Origin of the sequence: Porphyrobacter sp. MBR-155 (assembly GCF_040547625.1) — a bacterium.
Classification (GTDB): domain Bacteria; phylum Pseudomonadota; class Alphaproteobacteria; order Sphingomonadales; family Sphingomonadaceae; genus Erythrobacter.
Window position 1 is genome coordinate 229,915 of the sequence record NZ_JBEPQB010000002.1, and the last position, 24,695, is coordinate 254,609.

The 24,695-nt window shown below is 62.3% G+C and carries 19 protein-coding genes and 1 tRNA gene; 4 read left to right on the forward strand and 16 right to left on the reverse strand.

The window, feature by feature from the left end; translation table 11 throughout:
* Nucleotides 1–11: 11 nt before the first annotated feature.
* Together purQ and purS are read right to left on the reverse strand one after the other, a co-directional pair.
* Nucleotides 12–701, reverse strand: coding sequence for a phosphoribosylformylglycinamidine synthase subunit PurQ (purQ, locus tag ABIE62_RS02900; RefSeq protein WP_354323400.1), 690 nt, complete (start codon nt 699–701; stop codon nt 12–14).
* The gene (gene purS / locus ABIE62_RS02905) at nt 701–952 is read right to left on the reverse strand and encodes a phosphoribosylformylglycinamidine synthase subunit PurS (RefSeq protein WP_354323402.1); all 252 of its coding nucleotides are present in this window, start codon (nt 950–952) and stop codon (nt 701–703) included. Before purS ends, purQ begins: the two co-directional genes overlap by 1 nt.
* 306 nt (nt 953–1,258) lie before the next feature.
* On the opposite strand from purS, the gene ABIE62_RS02910 reads away from it, so the two are divergent.
* Nucleotides 1,259–3,484 (forward strand): TonB-dependent receptor, encoded by a 2,226-nt coding sequence (locus ABIE62_RS02910; RefSeq protein WP_354323403.1) that lies wholly within the window; start codon nt 1,259–1,261, stop codon nt 3,482–3,484.
* Between the two features lie 75 nt (nt 3,485–3,559).
* Here the strand turns inward: ABIE62_RS02910 and ABIE62_RS02915 are convergent, their stop codons facing one another.
* The 7 genes from ABIE62_RS02915 to infA form a co-directional block, all read right to left on the reverse strand.
* On the reverse strand, nt 3,560–6,433 hold the full coding sequence (locus ABIE62_RS02915) for a M16 family metallopeptidase (protein ID WP_354323405.1): 2,874 nt from the start codon (nt 6,431–6,433) through the stop codon (nt 3,560–3,562).
* Between the two features lie 84 nt (nt 6,434–6,517).
* Nucleotides 6,518–7,321, reverse strand: coding sequence for a phosphoribosylaminoimidazolesuccinocarboxamide synthase (gene purC / locus ABIE62_RS02920; protein WP_354323407.1), 804 nt, complete (start codon nt 7,319–7,321; stop codon nt 6,518–6,520).
* 39 nt (nt 7,322–7,360) lie between these two features.
* Nucleotides 7,361–7,435, reverse strand: a tRNA-Phe gene (locus tag ABIE62_RS02925).
* A gap of 127 nt (nt 7,436–7,562) precedes the next feature.
* Entirely contained in the window at nt 7,563–7,787 is a 225-nt protein-coding gene (locus ABIE62_RS02930) for a DNA gyrase inhibitor YacG (RefSeq protein WP_354323409.1), read from the reverse strand.
* Nucleotides 7,784–8,761 (reverse strand): ribonuclease E/G, encoded by a 978-nt coding sequence (locus tag ABIE62_RS02935; protein WP_354323411.1) that lies wholly within the window; start codon nt 8,759–8,761, stop codon nt 7,784–7,786. Before ABIE62_RS02935 ends, ABIE62_RS02930 begins: the two co-directional genes overlap by 4 nt.
* Nucleotides 8,754–9,326: a Maf family protein gene (locus tag ABIE62_RS02940; protein ID WP_354323412.1), complete on the reverse strand. Its 573-nt coding sequence runs from the start codon at nt 9,324–9,326 to the stop codon at nt 8,754–8,756. The genes ABIE62_RS02935 and ABIE62_RS02940 overlap by 8 nt, the downstream gene beginning before the upstream one ends.
* Nucleotides 9,327–9,341: 15 nt before the next feature.
* Complete coding sequence (infA, locus tag ABIE62_RS02945; protein ID WP_007163491.1) at nt 9,342–9,587, reverse strand: translation initiation factor IF-1; 246 nt, start codon at nt 9,585–9,587, stop codon at nt 9,342–9,344.
* Between the two features lie 220 nt (nt 9,588–9,807).
* Between infA and ABIE62_RS02950 the strand changes: the two genes are divergently transcribed.
* Nucleotides 9,808–12,732 carry a porin family protein gene (locus ABIE62_RS02950; RefSeq protein WP_354323414.1) on the forward strand — a complete coding sequence of 975 codons (2,925 nt, stop codon included), beginning with the start codon at nt 9,808–9,810 and terminating at the stop codon, nt 12,730–12,732.
* Here the strand turns inward: ABIE62_RS02950 and ABIE62_RS02955 are convergent.
* A complete protein-coding gene (locus tag ABIE62_RS02955) occupies nt 12,729–13,922 on the reverse strand; it encodes a BaiN/RdsA family NAD(P)/FAD-dependent oxidoreductase (RefSeq protein ID WP_354323416.1) in 1,194 nt (397 codons plus the stop codon). The genes ABIE62_RS02950 and ABIE62_RS02955 overlap by 4 nt on opposite strands.
* A 65-nt stretch (nt 13,923–13,987) precedes the next feature.
* Between ABIE62_RS02955 and uvrC the strand changes: the two genes are divergently transcribed.
* Nucleotides 13,988–15,949: an excinuclease ABC subunit UvrC gene (gene uvrC / locus ABIE62_RS02960; RefSeq protein WP_354323417.1), complete on the forward strand. Its 1,962-nt coding sequence runs from the start codon at nt 13,988–13,990 to the stop codon at nt 15,947–15,949.
* 38 nt (nt 15,950–15,987) lie between these two features.
* Here uvrC and ABIE62_RS02965 read toward each other — a convergent pair whose 3' ends face one another.
* The 3 genes from ABIE62_RS02965 to ABIE62_RS02975 form a co-directional block, all read right to left on the reverse strand.
* On the reverse strand, nt 15,988–16,911 hold the full coding sequence (locus ABIE62_RS02965; protein ID WP_354323419.1) for an OmpA family protein: 924 nt from the start codon (nt 16,909–16,911) through the stop codon (nt 15,988–15,990).
* A 192-nt stretch (nt 16,912–17,103) separates the two neighbouring features.
* A complete protein-coding gene (locus tag ABIE62_RS02970; RefSeq protein WP_354323421.1) occupies nt 17,104–18,924 on the reverse strand; it encodes a DUF885 domain-containing protein in 1,821 nt (606 codons plus the stop codon).
* A gap of 106 nt (nt 18,925–19,030) precedes the next feature.
* Nucleotides 19,031–20,566 carry a carotenoid oxygenase family protein gene (locus ABIE62_RS02975; RefSeq protein ID WP_354323423.1) on the reverse strand — a complete coding sequence of 512 codons (1,536 nt, stop codon included), beginning with the start codon at nt 20,564–20,566 and terminating at the stop codon, nt 19,031–19,033.
* A 146-nt stretch (nt 20,567–20,712) separates the two neighbouring features.
* Here ABIE62_RS02975 and ABIE62_RS02980 point away from each other — a divergent pair, with 146 nt between their 5' ends.
* Nucleotides 20,713–21,522 carry a universal stress protein gene (locus ABIE62_RS02980; RefSeq protein ID WP_354323424.1) on the forward strand — a complete coding sequence of 270 codons (810 nt, stop codon included), beginning with the start codon at nt 20,713–20,715 and terminating at the stop codon, nt 21,520–21,522.
* A gap of 139 nt (nt 21,523–21,661) precedes the next feature.
* On the opposite strand, the gene ABIE62_RS02985 is transcribed toward ABIE62_RS02980, so the two are convergent.
* From ABIE62_RS02985 to ABIE62_RS02995, 3 genes are read right to left on the reverse strand one after another with little or no spacing between them, the layout of a single operon-like run.
* On the reverse strand, nt 21,662–22,585 hold the full coding sequence (locus tag ABIE62_RS02985) for an acyl-CoA thioesterase (RefSeq protein WP_354323426.1): 924 nt from the start codon (nt 22,583–22,585) through the stop codon (nt 21,662–21,664).
* A 22-nt stretch (nt 22,586–22,607) separates the two neighbouring features.
* Entirely contained in the window at nt 22,608–23,486 is an 879-nt protein-coding gene (locus tag ABIE62_RS02990; protein ID WP_354323427.1) for a cupin-like domain-containing protein, read from the reverse strand.
* Nucleotides 23,483–24,661: a GNAT family N-acetyltransferase gene (locus ABIE62_RS02995; protein WP_354323428.1), complete on the reverse strand. Its 1,179-nt coding sequence runs from the start codon at nt 24,659–24,661 to the stop codon at nt 23,483–23,485. The genes ABIE62_RS02990 and ABIE62_RS02995 overlap by 4 nt, the downstream gene beginning before the upstream one ends.
* Nucleotides 24,662–24,695 lie beyond the last annotated feature (34 nt).

A 24,695-nucleotide genomic window follows, 5' to 3' on the forward strand; every position in this document is an offset into this window, starting at 1 on the left:
CCGGCCCGCTATCAGGCGCTGGCTAGCGCTGCAAAAACACTTTCGAACAGCCGCCGACCATCTGATCCACCCAGCGCCGAAACCGCCGCTGGCTCAATCGCGCGTTCGGGATGCGGCATCATTCCCAGCACCCGGCCATTGGCGCTCAGCACCCCGGCGATGTCGCGCGCTGATCCGTTGCACGGTTCGGCATAGCGAAACGCGACGCGGCCTTCGCCTTCCAGCCGGTCAAGCGTTTCGGCATCGGCGAAGTAATTGCCATCATGATGGGCAACCGGGATGCGGATTTGCTCGTCCCGAACATAGGCTGAAGTGAACAGCGAATCGGTGTTCTCGACCGTCAACGCCACGCTGCGGCAGATAAACCGCTGACCGGCGTTGCGCAGCAGTGCACCGGGCAGCAGCCGCGCCTCGGTCAAGACCTGAAAGCCGTTGCACACGCCCAGCACCGGCACCCCGCGTGATGCAGCGGCGATCACCGCGCGCATGATCGGGCTGGTCGCGGCCATCGCGCCCGATCGCAGGTAATCGCCATAGGAAAAGCCGCCGGGCAAGGCGATCAGATCAAGCCGTTCGGGCAGTTCGGCGTCGCCATGCCAGACGCGAATGGCCGGCGCGCCCGATATCTGTTCCAGCGCCACTGCCATATCACGATCGCAGTTGGAGCCGGGGAAGGTGATTACGGCAGACCGGAACGTCATCAGCGCGTCCCTTCGGGCTCGCCCAGGCCCTCGATCGTGAAGTCTTCGATCACGGTGTTGGCGAGCAGTTTTTCGCATATCGCGGTCAGCGCGGCGTGGTCGGTGCCGTCTGCCACATCGAGTTCGATCAACCGGCCGATCCGCACATCCTCGACCCCGGCGAAGCCCAGTCCTTCAAGGGCATGATGCACCGCGCGGCCCTGCGGATCGAGGACGCCGGGTTTCAATCGGACGAGAACGCGCACTTGCATGGATGCTTACTCCATCTTCACGGGCGATGAGCCGGGGGAACGAGATGCCGCCGCTATAACGCGCCAGCCTGCGCGTGCAATCGCGCTGATCAGACTTCTGCACCACAGGAATTGCGGTCGCGTTTGTCATAAAGCGGTCGAGAAATCTGCATAATTGTAACTTTGATGCAACAACTGGTGAAAGATTGCTTTCAGATTGCTAGTTCTGCGCGGCGTTCTTCTTGCCCGACCTCGCGCGAATCGCCCGAAACTGTCACCTCGTCCGGCGCACCCAATATCCACCCAATCAAACATAGGGGTTGTTTGATGTCTCACCGTTTTTCCGCTTTCCGTGCCGCATGGGCCGGTTCGACCATCCTTGCTGCTGCTGCGTTTGGCTTTGCTGCTCCCGCGACCGCGCAGGATGGTGAGGCCGCTTCGGACATTGATGGCCAGCTTGCCACCATCATCGTGACTGCCAACCGCCGCGAACAAAACATGCAGGACGTGCCGGTTTCAGCCGACATTCTGGATCAGGAACGCCTTGGCGCGATCTTCAGCGGGGCGGGGGACATTACCGCGCTGGCTGGCACCTCGCCGGGGCTTAACGTTGAAAGTTCGAATGGCCGGATCGCGCCGCGGTTCTATATTCGCGGGCTTGGCAACACCGATTTCGATCTTGCCGCATCGCAGCCGGTTTCGGTGCTGCTTGATGACGTTGTGCTCGAAAACGTGACGCTGAAAAGCTTTCCGGTATTCGATGTTGAGCGGGTTGAGGTGCTGCGCGGGCCGCAGGGCACGCTGTTTGGTCGCAATACCCCGGCGGGGATCGTGAAGATCGATTCGATCAAGCCATCGTTCGAAAATGATGTCCGCGCATCGGCAAGTTATGGCCGCTATGACACGGTCTCGTTCAATGCTGCGCTGGGCGGGCCGTTGGTGGAAGACGTGCTGGCGTTCCGCGTTGCATTGCAATCGCAAAGCCGCAACGACTGGATCGACAACGGCTTTACCGGAGAGAACAACGCGCTGGGCGGCTATCACGATTTCGCGGTGCGCGGGCAGTTGCTGTTCACGCCCACTGAACGTGCGAGCGTGCTGGCGTCGATCAATGTCCGCGATCTGGATGGTTCGTCAACCATCTTCCGCGCCAACGTGCTTGGCCCCGGCAATAATGATCTCAATGAAAACTTCATTCGGGACACCGTGTTTTTCGATGCTGGCGGCGGCAATGTTGCCGAATATGAACAATTCGGCGCGACGGTCACCGCATCCTATGAATTTGATGGCGCAACGCTGACCTCGATCACCAGCCATTGGACCAGCGAAGGTTCCAGCCGGGGCGATGTTGATGGCGGGTTTGGCGCATCGTTCCTACCTGTCATGGGGCCGGGTTTTATCCCGTTCCCGTCAGACACGCAGGATTCGCTCGATCTTGATCAGACCACCCAGGAAATCCGCCTGGCTTCGAACGGCGGCGGGCCGCTCGACTGGCAGTTTGGCGGGTTCTATTTCGATAGTGATTTCGATGTCACCACCATCGGGTTTGATTTCCCGCCGCCGGTCACCGTCAACCATACCAACGAAGCCTGGGCGCTGTTCGGCCAACTGTCTTATCAGCTAACCGAAAACCTGCGCGTTACCGGCGGCCTGCGCTATACCGACGATGAAAAGGATTTCTTCGTGCGTGCAGGCGCTCCGCCGCAGCCGGTCAGCGTGGGGGATGAACAGCTTGACTGGGATATCAGCCTGTTTGCCGACGTGTCTGACGATGCCAGCGTCTATGCCAAGGTCGCCAATTCATTCCGGGGGCCGACCATTCAGGGCCGCGACGTCGCCTTCTTCGCTGCACCTTCGGTGGCACAATCGGAAAATATCACGTCTTACGAAGTCGGCTTCAAAAGCGAGCTGGCTGATCGCCGGGTGCGCCTCAACGGGGCGGCGTTTTACTACACTGTCGATGACCCGCAGTTCACCGCCGTGGGCGGGGCGGGGAACCTCGTCCAGCTGCTCAATGCCAACAAGGGCGAAGCTTGGGGCTTTGAATTCGACAGTGCGGTTCAGATCACCCCCGAATTTCTGGTGACGCTGGGGCTGGCTTACAACAATACCGAGATCAAGGATGAAAACCTAGCGGTTGGCATTTGCGCGCAGTGCACCGTGACGAACCCGACCGTGGTGATCGGAGGTGCGACCCGCGCGCTGATTGATGGCAACCCGTTCCCCAACGCGCCCGAATGGAGCGGCGATTTCACCGCGCGTTACAGCCTGCCGGTTGGCAACAGCGGAGAGTTCTTCATCTTCACCGACTGGGTATACCTTGGCGATACCAACTTCCTGCTTTTCGAAAGCCTCGAATTCAACGCCAAGAGCCGGATCGAAGGCGGTCTCAGGATTGGCTATTCGCATGGCAACGGTTTGTGGGAAGTGGCCGCGTTCGCGCGCAACATTACCGACGAGAAAAACGTTCAGGGCGTGATCGACTTCAACAACAACACCGCTTTCGTCAATGATCCGCGCATTATAGGCGTGTCGTTGGGGGTGAAGTACTGATCGCGCCAGTCTGAAAGGCCCAATGAATGGAAGAAACCGGCAGGGGCGACCTGTCGGTTTTTTCGTATCTGCCGCTTATTCGGCGGGAGCCAGAGCAGGAACCACCAGCAACTCCACCGCACCTTCGGGGGTGAGCCATTGGCGCGCTGCCTGATGCAGATCTTCCGGCGTGATCGCCGCAACCACCTGCGGCACCGCAAGATAGCGATCCAGCCGATCCGGCTCACTCTGCGCGCGCGCGGCAAGGTTGAGCCAGCCGTTCAGATCTTTCAGAACGTTGTTATAATCTTCAAGGAATGGTTTGCGGGCGCGTTCCAATATGTCCGCATCGAGGGGGCGATCCCTGAGGTCGGCGATGAGCTGCCGGAGCGCCGCGCGGCTCGGTTCAACCTGATCAGCGGCGACAGAGGCGCTGATTCCGAAAGTGCCGAACCCGGGATAAAAATGGCTGGGATTGGACCCGGCTGAGGGCGAATAGGCCTGCCCCAGTTCCTCACGCAGCCGGTCGGTCAGTTCCAGCCCCACAACCCGCGACAGCAGATCAAGCCGCAGGGTTTCGGCAAGGTCGCTGTCGTCCGTCGTGGGCCAGATCCATTGCAGCACCGCCTGATCGGCCTCACCCCTGTGGGTCAGGATGCGTTGGCCGCGCTGCGCAGTAAAGCCGCGGGTGCGGGCATCGGTGCGCGGGTTGAACGCAGGCTCGCGCACCGGCAGCGCGCCGAGCGTGGCGGCAACCGCTGCGATTGCCTGATCCTCGTCAAAATCGCCGACCAGTGCCAGCTCGATCGCGCCGTTGGCCAGCCGGTCGCCGATTGCGGCCTTCAACTGCGCGTAATCGAGCGCGAAGAATGCGTCTTTGGATTGGAGCGTGAAGCGCGGGTCATTATCCGACAATATCCCGCCAATCGCCGTGGAAAGCGCGCGGCCGGGAGTGGAATCGATTGTCGCGAAATAGTTCTCGATGCTTTTGCGAAAGCGCTCCTCGCCCTCGCGGCGATAGCCGGGGTCGGTTAACCCGGCCGCCAGCAATTGCAGTTGCAGCAGCAAATCTCGCGGGGTGGTGCCGCCGGATGCGGCAAAGACATCGGTTTCGCTCGACAGGTTGAACGACACGCTGCGCCCGGCCAGCACGCTGTTCATTTCGTCCTGGCTAAGCTTACCAAGCCCCCCCGATGCCAGCGAACCGGTTAGATAGGTGCGCAGCGGCGCATCCCTGGTATTCATCAGATCACCGCCATCAACCGCCAGCGCAAAGCCGATCCGGTCTTTGCGCACATCAGTGTGTTTGAGCGTCAGCCGCACGTCATTGGCAAAGCGGATGAAACGCAGGCCAAGCCGGGGTTCCAGCGTATCGGCCACTACCGTCCCCGGCGAGCCGAAATCGCTGTAATCAAACGCCAGCGGGCCGTTATCCGCAGGTGGCGCAATCGGCAACGTCATGGCGTCATCAAACGCGGCGCGCAGCGCTTGTTCACCGCCATCGGGCGCGGTGCGGCCTTCAAACCGGATCAGCGGCTGTTCCAGCGCCGCTGCATCGTCCAGCACGGCCTGCCACACGGCCTGCGGCGTGATGTCAGGCAGCAATCGCTCAAACTCAGTCAATTGCCATGCGGGCGTGGTTGGCACCTGCTCGTCACTCACCAATGCCAGCGCAGCACCTGCAAACGCATTGTGCCCGCGTGTCGAAGCGGCCTTCACCGCATTTTCCATCGCGGCGCGGTAATTGGCGGTCTGTTCGTCAACCTCGGCCTGGCTAAAGCCATAGGTCAGCGCCTGATTGATCTCACGCACCGCTGCCAGCACGCCCTTGCTCCATTCGCCGTCGACGCTGGACACCCTGAGGTTGGTGGCCCGCGCGGCTTCGAAAATGTCGCCGGTGCCAAAGCTGGCGCCGCGAAAAGGTGCATCCTCGCCCCGCGCCAGCCGCGCGAGGCGGCGGTTGATGATCGCGTAACCGACCGCGCGCAGGCTCCGTTCGCGGCGGTTGGCGATCGTATCGGGTTGATCGCGCCACGGGCCAATACGACTGATGGTGACGCTTTCGGACAGGGCAGGGTCAAGGTGAATATCGGTGAGGCCCGCGCGGGCCGGGTCAACCGGGCCTGCGGCTGGGGCGGTGGGAGCAGGCGCTGGCTGCCAATCGGCAAAGCGTGCTCTGATCGCAGCCTCGACGTCGGCGACCGCATAATCGCCGACCACCACCACGACGGTATTGGCAGGCGTGTAGGTGCGTTGATACAGCGCGCGAAGCTGGTCAGCGGCGGCGTTTTCCAGAACTGCACCCGTGCCAATCGGCAGGCGTTCGGCATAGCGCGCGCCGGGGGCGATGAAGGCGGTGTAGTCTTCGTAATTGCGTTCTTGAAACCCCGCCCGGTCGCGGCGCTCGGCGAGGATTACCCCGCGCTCGCGCTCGACCGCACCGGCCGCGATGGTGAGTTCGCTCGCGGTTTCCCGCATCAGCATCAATGCAGTGTCCAGCAGCGCCGCATCATTGCGCGGCAGGTTGAGCATATAGGTAATTTCTTCAAACCCGGTCGAGGCATTGGTATCCGCGCCGAACGCCAGACCTTCGCGTTCCAGCAGCTTGACCATCTCGCCTTCGGCAATGTTGGTTGATCCGTTGAAGGCCATGTGTTCGAGAAAATGCGAAAGCCCGCGCTCGCTATCGGTCTCCTCCAGCGAGCCCGAGGCAATCCGCATCCGCACCAGCGCGGTGCCTTCGGGCGTGGCATTGCGCCGGATGACGTAGCGCATCCCGTTATCCAGCCGCCCGAATGTATAGTCGGGATCGACCGGCACATCGCTTTGCTCGAATGCCCAGGTGGAGGTGGGTGTGGGGGTCTTGACGGCGGCTTCGGCGGTAATGGCATCTTGCGCCGCTGGCGCCGTGGTGAAGGCAAACGGCGACAGCGCCAGCATCGCGCTGGCAGCAAGGGTGCGAATTCGCATCAATTTCAGGTGTCTCTCGCGTCGATCATAAGGGGTATCGAGAGACTAGGGCCTGAAACGCTTCTGTCAGCTTATTTCTGCGACCTATTTCTTCAGGGGCGGCGTGCCGCGCAACCGGCTGCGGGCGTGTGAGAGGTCGAACACCTCGCCCGGCCCGGCGTCTTCACCGTTCAGCAAGCCGAGCCGGCGCGCAACTTCGCGGTAGGCCTCTTCCTCGCCTCCCAGGTCGCGGCGGAAGCGATCCTTGTCGAGCTTTTCCCCGGTCGCCATGTCCCACAAGCGGCAACCATCGGGGCTGATTTCATCCGCCAGTATGACGCGGCTATAATCGCCATCATAAAGCCGTCCGAACTCGAGCTTGAAATCGACCAGACGAATGTCGATCGCGGCAAACATCCCGCACATGAAATCATTGACGCGGATTGCCATCGACGAAATGTCGTGCATTTCTTCAATGCTGGCCCAGTTGAAGCAGGCAATGTGTTCTTCGGCGATCAATGGGTCGCCAAGTGCATCGTCCTTGTAATAATACTCGATCAGCGTGTGCGGCAGCGGCTCGCCTTCTTCAATCCCGAGCCGTTTGCAGATCGATCCTGCGGCGACATTGCGCACCACCACTTCGATCGGGATGATGTCGACCTGCCGGATCAACTGTTCGCGCATGTTGAGGCGGCGGATGAAGTGGGTAGGAATGCCGATATGCGCCAGCCGCGTAAACACGTGTTCGCTGATGCGGTTGTTGATCACGCCCTTGCCGTTGATCGTGCCTTTTTTCTCGGCATTGAAGGCGGTCGCATCATCCTTGAAATACTGGATCAGCGTGCCAGGCTCTGGCCCTTCGTAAAGGATTTTGGCCTTGCCTTCGTAGATTTTGGTGCGGCGGGACATGATATTGTAACTCCCAGCTCGGCTCTTGCAGCCAGCGAATGGTGCCCGGGGGCGGATTTGAACCACCGACACGCGGATTTTCAATCCGCTGCTCTACCCCTGAGCTACCCGGGCATTCGCTGCAGCGACGGGTTTTGCAAGCATTGCTTACCCGGCGAGCAAATGAGAGCGGCCCTATGACGAAGGCTGGCTGGCTTGGCAAGAGGGATTTCTCCCCAGCCTGCGGGATTATCCCCTCGCATCAATCCTGTTCGCGCCAGTCGTTGGACGCAACCGCTTCAGGGTCGGCTGGCGGGCCAGCGACGGTATAGGAATCGGAGAACCAGCGCGCCAGATCGCGATCCTTGCAGCGCTGCGAGCAGAAGGGGTGGAATGGGTTTTCTTGTGCGCTACCGCTTCGCTGCTTGAGCGCGTGGTTGCGCGGCTTGCGACAGATCGGGCAGGGTTTGGATGCGGACGTGCTCATGCGTTCAGTAATTGGGCATGGGCGGCCTCGATGGCAAGCCCGGGATCGGTCGCGATCCGCACTTCGCGCCCGGTGCGCCGAGCCAGCTCGTCGAGCCATTCGTCTTTCAGCTTGGCCTTGAGCGCCGGGTGAACCGTCAGCAGCACCGCGCGCCCTGTGCCGCCTTCCGCCGCCAATTCTGCGTGGCGCAGCGCAATGCGCGCCGATGCGCCAAGACGCGCCGTGGCGAATCGGTGCAGCAGCGATGGCCCTTCGAGCCGGGCGACCAGTTGGACGAACCCGAACCCGTTCATCGCCGTGCGTTCATGCGGCCAATCGGCCAGCGCGGTTTCCAGCGCTTCGTCCACCAAGCGGCGTTCCGCCTTGGCGGCCAGCGTGGGAAAATCGATCCCGATATTGCCGCCAAGATCGAACCAGCGAAGCGCGCGGGCAATCGCTGGCACCGCCGCCAGCGCCACATCGCGCGCAGATCCGATGCCGTCCACGTCGATCACGGTCATCGCCGGGGTCACGCTGACGAGGATTTCGCCGCCCGGAAAATCGAGGCTGGCCGATGATGCGGCGTGCCACACATCCTCCCACAACCCGGCGGGAAAGCGGTGCACCACGCGGCCTTCGGTGTGCGACGCAGGCGCGGGCGGCATTTCTTCGGCCACCACGCGTGCCTGCGCGCGTTTCAACCGTCCACGCTCGGCCAAGGCGGCGCGGGTGATGATGACCTCCAGCGTTTGCCCTTCGGTCACGCGCGGGGGCAGGTGATCGACCAATGCCTCGCCGCCATTGCTCAGCAACGCCACCCCGCGCCGTGTTCCGGCAAGTTTGGTGATCAGTTTGGCAGTGGGGCGGTCGCCAGCGCGAAGTTCGCCCGGCCATTCCACCCGCGCCGCCAACACGCGCTCGCCTGCGATCAGCAGCGCGCGCCGTTCACCAATGCCGTCTTCGATCAGCCATTCTGGCGCTGTTCGTTCAGCCAATGGAAAATCCTGCCGCTTTCAGCAGCGCGCGCGTTTCATACAGCGGCAGGCCCATCACGCCCGAATGGCTGCCCCTGATCCATTCGATCAGTCCCTCGGCTGCGCCCTGAATGGCGTATCCGCCAGCCTTGCCGCGCCATTCGTCGCTGGCGAGATAGGCGGCGATTTCCTCGTGCGAGAGCCGCTTAAAATGCACCACGGTTTCCGAAAGCCTTGTCCGCAAGCTACCATCAGGCGCGCGCAGCACCACGCTGGAGAGCACCTGATGCCGCCGCCCGCTCATAAGCGCGAGACAGGCGCGCGCTTGCGCTTCGGTTTCGGTCTTGGGCAGGATCCGCCGCCCGACCGCGACCACGGTATCGCCCGCCAGCACATGGCCGGGCGCGTCCACAGCCAAAGCCTTTTCGCGCCCCATGCGCAAGGCATAGGCGCGCGGGAGTTCGCCGGGAAGCGGCGTTTCGTCGATGTCGGCAGGCGATACTGCGTCCGGCGTAAGGCCAAGCCGCCCGAGCAGCTCGCGCCGCCGGGGTGACGCGGACGCCAAGGTGAGATGAGGCGAGCCCATCCGGGCTGCCAGCCCTTACTGCGGGCCGGGGCCGCCGCGACCCGGCATGAAACGATAAGTGATGCGCGCCTTGGTAAGGTCATACGGCGTCAGCTCGCACAGCACTTCGTCACCCACCAGCACACGGATGCGGTTCTTGCGCATCTTGCCCGCCGTGTGGCCGAGCACCTCATGGCCGTTTTCAAGCTCCACCCGGAACATCGCATTGGGCAGCAATTCAACCACGCGCCCGCGCATTTCGAGGAGTTCTTCCTTGGCCATGTAATTCCTTCTTTGGTGTTGCGGCGCACAATACGCCCGTCGATGCGGTAGCGCGCTTTAGCGATGCAGAAGCCAAAAGGGAAGGCTCCTGCGTTAAGCGATCGCACAGGTTTGTTCAGGCAGGGCAACGCATCCACAAACCGGCGGGAATCGTAACAAAGCAGCATACCGAAGCCCGTCGTAGGGCAAATCGCAAAAACCATTGACGTAAAGGGACATAATGAACCTCTCCCGGCTTTCTCGTGCTCTGCTTCGCGCTGGCACGTGTGCTGCCAGTCTTGCTGTGGCGATGCCGCTGCTGGCGAACAGCACTACTGTTGCCCAGCCGCAGCCTGCCGCCGTTCCGCAGGCCGATGATGACGAGATCGAAAGCGCCAGCGGTAATGCTGTTTCAAGCGGAGAGATCATTGTCAGCGGACAGCGTTTGCGCGGGCAGCTGGTGGTCGATCAGGCGCCGCTGCTGCAATTGGATGAGCAGGCGATTGCGGCTGAAGGCGTGACGTCGATCACCGATCTTATCGCGCAGATTAGCGCGCAGACCGGGTCAGCACGCGGTCGCGGAGGCGGACAACCGGTTATTCTCGTCAACGGCATCCGCATCGGCTCTTTCCGCGAATTCGCCAATTACCCGCCCGAAGCGCTCGCGCGGGTTGAGGTGTTTCCCGAAGAAGTCGCCCAGCGGTTCGGCTTTCCGCCTGATCGCCGCGTGATCAACCTGATCCTCAAGGAAAATTATTCCAACCGTCGGGCCGATCTGGAGTTCGAGACACCCTCGCGCGGCGGCTATACCCGCAACGAACAGCAGTTCGGCGTGCTGAAGATTGCCGATGGCGGACGGATCAACGCCAATATCGAGGTGGAGGATACCTCGCTGCTGACCGAGGACGAGCGTGATATTCGCCAGACCGAAGGCTCGGTTTCCGATATTTCGGGCGATCCTGATCAGGCGCGGTTTCGCAGCCTGTTGGCGGATACTTTTGACCTTGAAGCCAACCTGTCGTGGGCCAAGGCTATCATTGATAGCGGCACATCGCTGAGCGCGAACGTCAATTACGAGCGCAATGAAAGCCGCAGTCTTGACGGGCTGAATACCGTGGTGCTGACCGATGATCCCAATCAGGCCGGGATCGTGCGCACGTTTGGGGCGGATACCCCTTTGACGCGGCGCTCATCGACTGACACGATTTCGGCTGCCGGTTCGGTGACCCGGCCAGTCAACAGGTTCCGCCTGACCAGCACTTTTGACGGCTCGCTAGCAGAGACCGAGACTGAAATTGACAAGCGGTTTGACACTCAACCGCTGCGCGATGCGGCGCTGGCGGGAACATTGGCGCTTGATGGGCCGTTGCCCACCAATGCTGCCGCCGGGTTCGACGTTGCCCGCAACCGCGTGATCAACGGCCAGTCGCTAACCACGCTCGAAGGCCCGCTGGGAGAGCTTCCCGCTGGTGAAGTGCTGGCAACCTTCGATGTCGGGCTGGACTGGCGGCGAATTGAAAGCGCGGATACCCGATCAGCTGTTGATGTTGGCCTGACCCGGCGGCAATTGTCGAGCGGGGCGAATGTGGTGATCCCGATCACCAACCGCCGCACCGGCGTTGCCGATGCGCTCGGCACCTTCACGCTCAACGTGCAGGTCGGGGTTGAGGACTTGAGCGATTTCGGCACGCTGGGTGATTGGAACGCGGGGCTGAACTGGGAGCCATTTGATGGGCTGGCGCTGTCGGCGACCTATATCTGGCGCGAGGTCGCGCCCAGCCTTGGTGCGCTGGGCAATCCCACCATCGTCAATTTCAACGTGCCGGTGTTTGATTTCACCCGCGGCGAATCGGTGCTCGCCGATGTCACCACCGGCGGCAACCCTGATCTTCCGGCGGAAACGCAGCGTGACTGGAAGTTTGCGGCCAACTGGCAATTGCCGTTCTGGGACAGCACCCGCCTGACGGTGGAATATATCCGCAACCGTTCGGACGATGTCGTCAGCGGTTTCCCGCAGATCACACCTGAGATCGAGGCGGCCTTCCCCGGACGGGTGACGCGCGACGTCGATGGGCGTCTGATCGCGGTTGACCGGCGTTCGGTCAGCTTTTCCGAAACGCGGGCTGATCGATTGCAGTTCACGTTTTCTACCAGTGGCAGCATCGGCGCGCCTGCGCGTGGAGAGGGAGGCCGAGGCGGCTTCGGCGGCGGCGGTCGCAGCGGCGGCGCGCCTGCGGGCGCAGCACAACCGGCACCGCCGCAATCGGGTGCAGGCGCGCCGCCTGCGGGTGCGGCACGTTTTGGCAGCGGCGCTGCGCCGTCGCCCGAACAGCGCGAACAGTTCATGGCATTCCGCGCGCGGTTGTGCGCTGAGGACGGGCTGGCCTTTCTGGAAAAGCTGGCCGCCGCGATTGATAGCGGCGCGGATATTTCGGCGGAGTTTCCGGGGATTGACCCGGCACGGCTTCAACCGATGCTGGCGCGGCTGCGCGGGGCGGATGGCGCGGTTGATCCGGCGCGATTGGCCGAATTCCGCACTCGTATTTGCAGCATTGACCCGGCGATGATGGGTGGCGGAGCGCCGGGCGGCGCTTCGGGCGGTGCTCCACAGCAGGCGGCGGCGGGCGGTGGTGCGCCTTCTGGCGGCGGGGCTCCGGCGTTCAATCCGCTGGCGGGGCGGAACTTCGCTGGCTGGCGGTATTTCTTCAACCTCAACCACACCCTCGAACTCGATAACGAAATCCTGATCGCGCCCGGCCTTGACCCGCTCAATCAGTTGGATGGTGAGGCGACCGGTGCCTTCGGCTTCCCGCGCCATTCCAGCCGGTTGGAAGCAGGCCTGTTCGGCAAGGGCTTGGGGTTCCGCCTCTCGGGGATTTACACCGGTAAAACCCGGCTGGACGGATCGGGCCTGCCGGGCAGCAATGATCTGTTCTTTGACGACATCGCCACTTTCAACCTACGGGTGTTTGCCAACATGGGCGAAATCACGGGCAAGAATGACGGGGTGTTCAAAGACTTCCGGGTATCGCTGGTCGCCGACAATGTTTTCGATACACAGCGCAAGGTGCGCGATGCCAATGGTGATACGCCGATCAATTATCAGCCCTTTGTGATCGATCCGCTGGGCCTGTATCTGGGGATTGATCTGCGGAAGTTGTTCTAACCACGTGCTTGGGTGAGCGCCTCGGCGCAGGCATAGGCGCTCGCCCAAGCCCATTGGAAGTTATACCCGCCAAGCCAGCCGGTGACGTCCACCGCTTCGCCAATGGCATAAAGGCCAGGGGCTTTGGCGGCCTCCATCGTGCGGCTGGAAAGTTCGGCGGTGGCGATGCCGCCTGCGGTGACTTCGGCCTTGGCGAGACCCTCGGTGCCGTTAGGGGCAAAGCGCCAGTCGGCCAGCTGCGCCTGCGCGCTGCGCAAGGTCTTGTCGGTGATGTTGCCCAATTCACCATCCAACCCCAGCCGGTCAGCCAGCGCATCGGCCAGCCGCGCGGGCAGGGCTTCGCGCAGGACGGTGCGCAGATGCGTGCGCGGGCGGTCACGCTTGGCCGCGATCAGCCAGTCGGCATCGGCATCGGGCAGGAAGGTGATCGCCACCTGCTCGCCATGCCGCCAATAGCTGGAGACTTGCAGGATCGCCGGGCCGGACAGGCCCTTGTGGGTGAACAGCGCGGCCTCGGCAAATTCGGCCTTTCCTGCGCGCGCCCGCACCGGGGCGGCGACGCCTGACAATTCGCGGAACAAGGCATCCTCTCCCCCCAGCGTCAGCGGAACGAGCGCAGGGCGCAGTTCCACCACCTTCAGCCCGAATTGCCGCGCCAATCGATAGGCAAAATCGCTCGCGCCCATTTTGGGGATCGAAGGCCCGCCGGTGGCGATCACCAGCGTGGGCGCTTGCCATACGCGACCATCGGCGGCGGTGACGGTGAAGGTGCCGTCATCCCCGCGCGCCACCGCCGCCACCTCCACGCCGCAGGTCAGCATCACGCGGTCATCCGGGCATTCGTCCAGCAGCATCGCCACGATCTGCTTGGCCGAACCATCACAGAACAATTGCCCCAGCGTCTTTTCATGCCACGCGATCCCGTGCCGATCGACCAGTGCGATGAAATCGGCGGGGGTGTAGCGGGCGAGGGCGCTCTTGGCGAAATGCGGGTTGGCCGAGAGGTAATTGGTTGGCCCTGCGCCCAGATTGGTGAAATTGCAGCGCCCGCCGCCCGAAATCAGGATCTTCTTGCCGGGAGCTTCGGCCTTTTCGAGCAGCGCGACGCGCAATCCCCGCTGCCCCGCCTGCGCTGCGCAGAACAGCCCGGCAGCGCCCGCGCCGAGGATGATGACATCATGTTGATCCATTGCGGCGCGGATAGGCGCGCTTGCGGGAATTGCCAATCGCCCCCAGCAGTCCCTATCTGCACAACATGGCCCATACACCCGCAGGCACCCCCCATGACCCACGCGGAGCGGAGCGTTTCAACGAGGAACGCGCCGCCTACACTGTCGCCAGCGCCCAGCCCGATCTGGAAGGCGGGGTGCAGGCGATCCGCGATATGGTGAAGGTGTTGAAGCCGGTGCCCGGCGTGTACCGGATGTGTGACGCGCGCGGCGATGTGCTGTATGTCGGCAAGGCGCGCAGTCTGAAGGCGCGGGTGGCGAATTACACCCAGATCGCGGGGCTATCCGGGCGGCTTCAGCGCATGGTCAGCCAGACGCGCGCCATGGAGATCATCACCACCAATTCCGAAGCCGAGGCGCTGCTTTTGGAAGCGCAGTTGATCAAGCGCTTCCGCCCGCCGTTCAACGTGCTGCTGCGCGATGACAAGAGCTTCCCCTTCATCCTGCTGCGCGCCGATCACGCCTTTCCGCGCATCCAGAAACATCGCGGTGCGCGGCGGGCGAAGGGCAATTATTACGGCCCGTTTGCCAGTGCGGGCAGCGTCAACGCCACGCTCAACGCGCTGCAAAAGCTGTTCCTGCTGCGAAGCTGCACAGACAGTTTCTTCAACAACCGTGACCGGCCCTGCCTGCTCTATCAGATCAAGCGGTGTTCTGCGCCCTGCGTCGGGCGGATCAATGAAACTGATTACGACGCGCTGGTGCGGCAGGCGAAGGATTTTCTTTCGGGCAAATCGGGCGCGGTGCAGGCTGATCTGGAACGGCAAATGGCCGAGGCAGCCGAGAACCTGCAATTCGAAACTGCGGCGATGCTGCGCGACCGTCTGCGCGCGGCGACCTTTATCCAAGGGTCGCAGGCGATCAACGCGGCTGGGCTAGGCGATGCCGATGTGTTTGCGCTCGCGGCCAAGGGTGGGGTGATGGGGGTGCAGGCCTTCTTCATTCGCGGCGGGCAGAACTGGGGCCACCGCGCCTTTTTTCCGCGCCACACCAATGATGTGGACGAAGCGCAGGTGCTCGCCAGCGTGATGCTGCAATTCTACGAGGAAGTGCCGCCGCCGCCGAACATCCTTGTCGATCGCGATCTGCCCGAACGCGAGCTGATCGAAGCGGCTTTGTCCGAAGTCGCAGACCGCAAAGTGCGCATCACCATTCCCGAACGCGGCGACCGGCGCAAGCTGATGGCGCAGGCGCAGCGCAATGCGGTCGAAGCGCTCGAACGGCGGCTGGCAGAGACGGGCACCAAGGCGAAGATCAACCGCGAGCTGGCCGAGTTTCTGGAACTTGACGCCCCACCGCAGCGGATCGAGGTTTACGACAACAGCCATATTCAGGGCGCAAAGGCGGTCGGCGCGATGGTGGTGGCCGGGCCAGAAGGCTTTGAGAAAGGCCAATACCGCAAGTTCAACATCCGCGAGGCGCAGACCAATGATGACTTTGCGATGATGCGCGAAGTGATGGCGCGGCGGTTCCGCAGCTTTGGTGAGGGCGAGGCGGAGGCGGGGCAAAAGCCGGGGGGGCACGAGGCGACTCTCCCCGACCTGATCCTGATCGATGGCGGCAAGGGGCAACTGTCCAGCGTGATGCGGGTGCTGGAGGAGATTGGTATCGCTGATGACATCGCGGTGATCGGCGTCGCCAAGGGGCCGCACCACGGGCGCGAGGGGCGCGAAGTGTTCCACTTCCCCGACGGGCGCGAGAAAATGCTTCCCGTGAATTCGCCGCTGCTATTCCATTTGCAGAACCTGCGCGATGAAGTGCACCGCTATGTCATCGGCGCGCACCGGGCCAAGCGGTCAAAGGCGATCACGGCGTCACCGCTCGACGAAATCGCCGGTATCGGCCCAGCGCGAAAGCGAGCGTTGCTGCTGCATTTCGGCACGGCGAGCAAGGTGCGCGCCGCCGCATTGGAAGACCTGCAACGCGCCCCCGGCGTCAGCGCGGCGGTGGCGCGCAAGGTCTATGATTTTTACCACGCGGGCGGGTAGGGCAGGCCCCGGAAGACCCGCCCCAGCCCTGTTTGTGCTTACTGCTCGTCGAGCGCCTTGCTCACCAGCACATTGACCGAAACGCGGCGGTTCTGCGCACGTCCGGCGGCGGTGGTGTTGTCCGCTGCCGGGTCTGCGGTCGCCATCCCGGTCGGGGTTAGCATCCGGTAAGGCTTCCACTTGCACACCTGTTGCAGGTGATTGACCACGGCGGAAGCGCGCTTTTCACTGAGCGTCTGATTGACCTCCTGCGAGCCGGTGGAATCGGTGTAGCCCAGCACCAGCATCAGCGAATTTTCGTTCGCGTTGGCCTCTTGCGCCGCGGCGCAAAGTTCGGCCCGCGCGCCGGGGGTCAGCGCTGATTTGCCGGTGTCGAAATAGACATTGGTGGTGCTTTTGAGGTTGTATTTGTCGATATCGCCGAGCCGCCCGCGCAGGGCCTCGGTCGCGGCGGCGTTTTGGGTGACCCCAGCGGTGTTCTGCTCGATCGCGGCACCGTGCTCTGCGAAACGTTGCGATGTGCCGCCACGGATCATCGCGGCGATCTGGCGATCATCGCTGTTGAAGCGCACTTCGCTCGCGACCAGACCATCGCCATATTGCGCGGTCTTCACGATCACGGGCAGCCCGTTGATCAGCGCGCTGTGGTCGAAGGTCTTGTTGCCGATCCCCAGGAACCCGCCGCGTGTGCGGATTTCGGTTTCGGGATGGAGTGTCACGATGGTGTTGCTGCCATCATCGGCTGTAACCTGCAGGCGCTGGCCTTGGCGCGCGGAAATGATCCCGGTGATCCGGGGGCCTTCGTTCATTGCGGCCATGGGCGGCAGATTGCCGTAAACCGTGGTCAGCACTTCGCTGCCGTCAGCCGGTTGCGTGGATTGAGCGGAAAGACTGGTTGCGGCGGTGGCGCCAAGCAGGGCGATGATCGCAAAGGTGCGCGGGGCACGGAATTTGGTTGTCACGGCGGGGTTGCTCCTGTGGTTTGGGCTGGCGATCCCTATGGGTCAGCCCTTATGGTGAATATGCGCCCGCGCTCCGTGTTCAGCAATACCTTGCTGCCAGATGAACAGCTTTACCCCGGTTGCCACAGGAGCGGGCAACCGGGGCAAGTTACGCGATGAGTTGAGAGTCAGAGCCGCAATGGCTTGGGCGAATTACCGGCTCGCTTCGCCTTCGATCCACCGGTCAATCTTGGTTTCAAGCACCGCCAGCGGCAGGCCGCCGGTGTTCAGAACCTGTTCGTGAAACGCCTTGATATCGAACCGCGCGCCCAGCCGGGTTTCGGCCCGTTTGCGCAGTTCCTGGATCTTGAGCGCGCCGATCTTGTAGGCCAGCGCCTGACTGGGGATGGCGATATAGCGTTCGACTTCGGCCACCACTTCGGTGTTGGTCATGCCCGAATTCTGCATCATGAAATCAATCGCCTGTTCACGGCTCCAACCCTTGGCGTGGATGCCGGTATCGACCACCAACCGCATTGCGCGCAGTTGTTCGTCCTGCAGCGTGCCATAGCGGTTCCACGGATCTTCGTAGAAACCCATCTCGTAACCGAGCGTTTCGGCATAGAGCGCCCAACCTTCGACATAGGCGGTGGTGCCGCCAAAGCGCATGAAGGCGGGCAGGTCTTCATTTTCCTGTGCAAGGCTGATCTGGAAGTGGTGCCCCGGTGCGCCTTCGTGCAGATACAGCGTGACATTGCCGGTCGTCAGGCGGCTGGGCAGGTCATAGGCGTTGAAATAGAACACCCCAGCGCGTTCCCCATCGGGCGAACCCGATTGGTAGGAACCGCCTGCCTGAAACTGCTCGATCGAAGGGTCGTAGGGTTCGATCTTCAATGCCGACTTGGGCAGCAGCGAGAAATAATCGCCGATCTTTTCGTCTACCGCGCGCCCGATGTCATAATAGGATTCGGTCAGCGCCTCACGGCTTTCTGGGTGGAAACGCGTATCGTTGCGGACATGATCGAAAAATTCGTTGAGCGTGCCGGTAAAGCCGACCTCGGCCTTGACCTTTTCAAGGTCAGCCTTGACCCGCGCAACTTCAGACAGCCCCAATTGGTGGATGGTTTCGGGATCAAGCGGCAGCGTGGTCGAATTTTCCACCAGCAATGCGTAAAGCTGCGCCCCGCCCTTCATCTGCGACAGGCCCACGCTGTCGCGCGCGGCGGGCAGGTATTCATCGCGCAGGAAATCGCGCAGGCGGGTGTTGGCGGCGTAGATTTCGCGGGTTTTGGCTTCGTATGCGGCAACAAGGCGCGCTTTGTCGGTGTCTGTGAACCCTTCCGGGAATGTCTTGGTCGGTGCCATGAAAGGCGAATCCGCCAGCGGGGTGTTGATCTGCGTATCAAGCTGGGTGACGGTGATGCCGATGGTCAATTTCGTCTCGAGCACGCCGCTTTCCATGCCTTCGCGGGACCGCTCGATCGCACGGTCGATGAAGGCGATGTAGTCATTGTGGCGCGACAGGTTGTCTTCGTAATTCGCCAACGTCTTGAACGGGGCGACCCCCTTGCCGCTGGCGAAGGTGGGGTAGAAAGTGTGGAGCCCGAAGAAGTGGTTGACCGGGCGCGCTTCGGTAAGGCTGCGCATTTCGTCACTCACACCGGCCAACGCCCGTTCCTGCGTATATTGGAACACGTCATAGGCAAGCGCATCGGTCTCAGACAATTGCGCGCGGTCAATCTGCGCCAGCAGCGCGAGGTTCAGTTTGATATCGGTGCGGCTGGCAAGAAAGCTGGAATCCGTCAGCAAGTCGCCCAGTCGGTCAACGCCTTCATCCTCTCCGCGAAACAGGCGATTGAGTGGATTGAGCGCCAGTTCGCGTGCGTCGGCATCCTCGAACAATGCGAACAGCTTGTCATGCTCGCTCTGCACGGCTGCGGTCGCTGCGGCAGGATCGGCAGCGGTTTCCGCAAGTGCCGGTGTGGCGGCCAGCAGCACTGCGGTGGAAGCGGCAAGAGCAAGGCGAAATTTCATAGAAGAAGCCCCCAAAAGGTCAAAGTTCAGTTGGGGCCCCGCTACGATGCGGCATCAATCGCGGCAAGCGCGCCTGCGACCAGCGACGCAGGCGCTTCGACCGGTGTCATGACGCGATAGTAAGACGCTCCGCATGAAACGCCGCATCGGCCCGCAATTGGTCATGTTCAACCCACACCGAATGCGTTCCCGAACAAATCTTGTGCGGCAGCGCCAGACGGCAGATCGGGCCTTTGGTGATGTCGCTCGCATCCATGATCGCACATTCGGAGGTGCCGGTGTTTTCGTCGATCAGGAAGGTGACCAGATAGCCATCCTCCTCACGTTCTTGTTGGCCTACCGCTTCGCTACTTGAGGCCGGGGTCGCCCCCTTTTTGGGGATCATCGGGCTTTCGCTAGCATAGACCCCTTCAGGCAGGCGATAGACCTGTTCTTGACCCGTTTCGGTATTGTGGCGGACATAGCCATTGAACAGGAACCAGCCGGGCCGCGTCGTGGTTGACCAGACATAGCGGCTTTTGTGCATGGCATAGCGCGGATTGATCATCCCGAATTCGACGATCCGGTCGGTCAGACGTTCTTCGCGTGTCTCGCCGGTTTTCAGGTTGAACCGCCAGCGGTGCAAGCGGCTTTGGAACGAATGTTCGTCGACATAGGCCATCATGTGGCTGTAACGGCCCATTTCCTCCAGCGGATCGGGCATGGGTTTGGCCTGATGATAGCCTTCGAGGATCACTTCATCGCCATCTTCATAGGCGTTGGTCCAGTGCAGCACATAGGTTGGCGCGGCTTCGAACCAGCGAATGTCTTCGGGCTGGCCGCGGCGCGGGATCAGCGCGAAGCGGGTGGGGATGCCTTCGTGCAGGCGCGCCGCGTGAATATCGCGGCGCAGCAGGTCTTCGTCCCAGAACAGCGGCATATCGTTGAGGATCGACCAGTTCGGGGTGATCGCCATATCATGCGGCAGGCGCGGGCCGGGCAGCGGGATCGGCACATAATGCACCAGCTGCCCGGTGCGGTCGACCACGCCGTAATGCATGAAGGGCGCGTATTTCGAATAGTTGAAGAACATCATCTCGCCGGTCGCCTCGTCCACCTTGGGATGGGCTGAAATCCCGTCGAGCGGCACCCACGGAGCCTTGCCCCGGTTGGCCAGCGTCACGGGATCGAGCATCCATGCCTCCCCGCATTGATATAGCGTGGCATAGGCGATCCCGGCGTGGACGATAATATCGGTGCTGCCAGTATCCTTCAGCCCGCCATGCGCGCCAAAACCGGGGCGTTTGGATGTGCCCGCCGGGTCCATCAACCCGCCCCACAGCGATTGGCCCGCGATCTGTTCTGCGTCAAAACAATGGGTGCGCACGAAGCGGTTGCGGTAACTTGCCTTTCCGCCGGAGATATTGACCTGATGGATCATCGAATCGCCATCAAACGGGTGATGGCGGCCCAGCGGTTGATGCACCTGATTTTCGGTGTTGCGCAGGTAAATCCCGTCAATATCCGGCGGAATCGCGCCCGAAATCACAGGCAGTTGCGCCACGTCGACCACTTCGTGCAGCGGTGTCCACGGCCCTGTCAGATAGGGGTGGTTCGACGGTTCCAGCGACGTTTTTACCGGCGGGTGGCGCGTGATCTGCATGGCAATTCTCCCTATGCCAAGACTAACGATGGGCGGTGCGCTGGCAAGCTGGTATGATACATTTTCATGCTGCCCCAAATTTGATTCCGATCAATGTCAGGAACGCGCATCGGGGCGATAGTGAACGCATCAGTGGGAGATACGCCATGAAATCGATTTTGCTGCACATCGATCACGACAGCGCGATGCAGGCGCGGTTGCAAGTGGCACTCGACATCGCGCGGGCGATCAACGCCCACATCACCTGTCTGCAAGCGGTCAGCTATGAAGTGTTCGCGCCCGGCGACTTTTACGGGTCAGCAATCGCGGCGGCGATGCCGGTGATCAGGGAAAACGCCGAAAAGCTGAGAAAGCAAATTGAGTCGGAGCTCGAAAATGAAGGCGTGGCGTGGGATTGGCGGTTCCTTTACGGCATTGCCCAGCACCGCTTGCTTGAACATTCGCCGCTGGCCGATCTGGTGATTGTCGGCCCGTCCGATGGGGGTGACCATGGCCCGTCGGCATTGATCGGAGACCTGGTGCTCAAGGCATCGTTACCAGTTCTGGTGGTTCCCGAAGGCACCAAAAACTTCGATGTAACCGCGCCCGTGCTGGTCGCGTGGAACGGTTCGTCCGAAGCCTGCCACGCGCTGCGTGCGGCGGTGCCGCTGCTTGCCTGTTCGTCCAAAGTAACGCTCGCCAGCGTTGCCGAACCTTCGGAAAAGACGCGGTTTGATTTCCCTTCGACTGAAGGCGCGAAATATCTCAGCCGCCACGGGATCGATTGCGAGATCGTGGAAATCCCGCGTGGGGACGCGAAGATTTCCGACACGCTGTTTTCGGCGGCGCAACTGCGCGAATGCGGGCTGATGGTGATGGGCGCCTATGGCCATTCGCGGCTGGCGGAAATGCTGCTGGGCGGGGTGACGCGGCGGATGATCAGCGAACCGCAGATGCCGATTTTGTTGGCGCATTAGGTTAGGGACGGCAACTTTTCGACAAACTCCGTTCGCCCTGAGCTTGTCGAAGGGCCGTCCTTCTCTTCGAATGCAGCGCGATCCTCGCAAAGAAAAAGCAGCCCTTCGACAAGCTCAGGGCGAACGGGTCGTTGTCAGGTCAGCCCTTCACTCTCCGCCGCATCATGCCTTCCTGCGCGACGCTGGCCACCAATTCCCCCGCGAGGTTGAATATCCGCCCGCGGTTGAACCCGCGCCCGCTGCCTGACCACGGCGCGTCGGTGGCGTAGAGCAGCCATTCGTCGGCGCGCGCATCGCGGTGAAACCAGATCGCATGGTCAAGGCTCGCGCCGACCAGCTCATCTCGCATCCAGCTTAACCCATGCGGCAGCGCGCTGGTGCCGAGCAGGGTGTAATCGCTGGCATAGGTGATGATCGCGCGGTGCAGTTCGGGCGTGTCATCGGCCCCGGTGATCGGCGCGGCGACCCGGAACCAGCTGTGGGCGCGGGGCGCGCGGGGTTCGCTGCTCATCCAGTGGAGGCGGTCAATCGTGCGCATTTCGATGGCACGCGGGCGCAGCATCAGGCGGCGCTGAACCTCGTTCAGATTGTCACCCCAACTTTCCGCGATTTCGCGGCGCATTTCGATGTCGGGGCGCAGATCATCGGGCAGGGCGACATCGGGCATCGGCGAATCGATGTGCTCCAACCCGTCTTCGGGCAGTTGAAAACTGGCGGTGAGGTTGAGGATCGGCGACGAGGTGCCGTCATCGTTCTGCTGCGATGCCACCACCCGGCGATTGGCAAAGCTGCGCCCGTCAAAATCGCGTTCGATCCGGTATTCGATTGCCGAACCCTCACGCCCGCCGCGCAGGAAATAGGCGTGCAACGAATGGGCAGCCTTGCCATCGGTGATGCTCGCTTGCGCCGCCTGCAACGCCTGTGCGAGCACCTGCCCGCCGAACACCCGGCCAATCCCGTCGGTCTGCGGCGGCCCGGTGTAGATATCGGCAGCGCGCTGTTCGACGGTAAGCAGGCGGATCAGGTCAGCGACAAGGTCGGCGTTGGTTGGCGTGTCAGTCATGACACGGGGCCATGCGTGGCGCTTACGTGCCGGTCAACCCCAGCTTGCGCATGATCCGGAACGTATAGGCGCGCGCATAGTTTTGCTGCGGCCAGCGACCCGGCGCTTGCGGGGCAAACCCGCGCGCGCGCAACATCGCGTTGAGGATGCGCGCGTCGCTTTCACGGTAACTCCATTCGCTGCGCCAGGTGATCGACAGCGAGACCGACGGGGCGGGGCCGTTCTTGACGAAATGCGGTGCCATCACCGGCACGAACAGCGCATCGCCGGGGCTAAGCGGGAATTCGCGCCCGTGGCCAAGAAAGCTGTCATCCCATTTCAATTCGCGCGGGCCGCCTGCGTGATAGGTTTCGTGCGCTTCATCCGGCACGAACCGCGTGTCACCCGCCGGGAACTGCGTCATCACCTTGCTGCCACGGATTTGCAGCAGGATGTTGTGTTCCGGATCAAAGTGATAGGGCGTGACCGAATTGGGGCTGGAAACAAAGATGAACCCCTGCGGGGTCAGCATCGCGCCGGTCGCAGCCTCGATTTCGGGACGGATTTCATCGAGCAGGCCGATCAGCAGGTCGCGGTAGGTGGGCACCTGTTCGATATTCTTGAGCACCGCCCAGCTTTCCGCCTCGGCCACCCGGCGGATGGTTTCGGCGATGGTGAGGCCGTTGGAACCCGGCTTGCCATCCACCCCGATCGGCAGATCGCCGCGATTATATTCAACCGATGCGATCGGCAGGCGCTCTGCCAGCTGCGCCAGCGCCTCGATTTCCAGCAGCGGGTGGGCGGTGAGCGCGTGGCGCAGGACATGCGGGGTTTCGGGATAATGCGCAGCGAACCGCTGGCGCGCGGCATCGTCAAACACCGGGGCAGTGGCTGCGTCGGTGAAGTGGGCAGGGGCGTTCATCGGGTGCTCGTCTGGTTGGCGGTTCGGGTGCGGGTTTCGTAGGCCATCAGCAGGCGGAACAGCGCGCGGCGCAGCGGCCCGCCGATGGCGATATTGCGGCTGACCATGCGGCGTTTATCGCGCCACAGGCGTTCGATCATCGGGTGGCCCTCCACCGCGCAGCTATCGGCCCAGTGAATATCGGGACGTTCGATCAGCGTGAGGTTTTCCAGTTGCACCAGCATTCCGGGCGAGAAGCGCGCGTAATCTTCATCGAACGCGGTCTTGAAGCTGTAGGCACCCGGCGGGGTGACGAGGTTCACCAGCATCGCAATCGCCCGCCCATCAAGCCTGAGCGCCAGTCGTTCAAGTCGGCCCGACGCAGCCGCGCCTTCCAATGCCTGCGTGAAGAAGTCGCGGGTTTCGGGTGCGCTGGCGAGGGCTGATCCGGCGGCGCCCTTCCACCCGGCGGCTTCGAGCGTCAGGAATTCTGCAATCCATTCGGCAAGGCCATCTGCATCCGCGCACCGATCAAACGTCAGCGCGCCTTCTTCAGCCAGCCGATTGTGCTGGCGGCGCAATTCCTTGCGTTTCTTCGCGCTCATGGCCTGCGCGAGATAGGCTTCGGCATTGGTGTCACCGCTCAGCAAGGCGCGGCTTTCCTCGGCGACGATGTAATGCGCGCGCCCGCTGGCAGATAAAACCCGATCAAGCGCGGCGTGGGCGGGGCCATCGGCAGGCAATTTGGGCAGATGCAGAAACAGCGTTCGGCGCGGCGAGCGGTCAAAATGCGTGAGCAAGGCGTGCCAGAATGCGTCTTCGTGGCCTGCTGCGATCAGCGGCGTTCCGCAAAAGGCGTTGGCGTGCAGCCAGCCAGCCGCATGAGGAGTTCGGTGGCTGTAATAATTCGCGCTACGCATGATCGGCAGCAACCCACGCAGCTCTCCATCGCGATACCACGCCTTGATCACGACCTGCCCCGCCGTTGCCCATTGCCGCAGCGAAGGCAGCAGGAACCACGGTTCAAAAAACGGGTTTGGTTCGCACGCCTGCGCCACCAATTGTTCCCACTCTGCGAGAAAGGCGGGCAGTGCGATGTCGTTGACGGTCAGCAGGCGCAATTCGCCATCGCGCGGGGGCGCGGAGATGCCGCTTGGCGAAGGGATACGAAAATCGCTCGCCAGTGCCATGTCCATTGCCGTTAACCCCGTATGCGCGCGCCGATCCGTG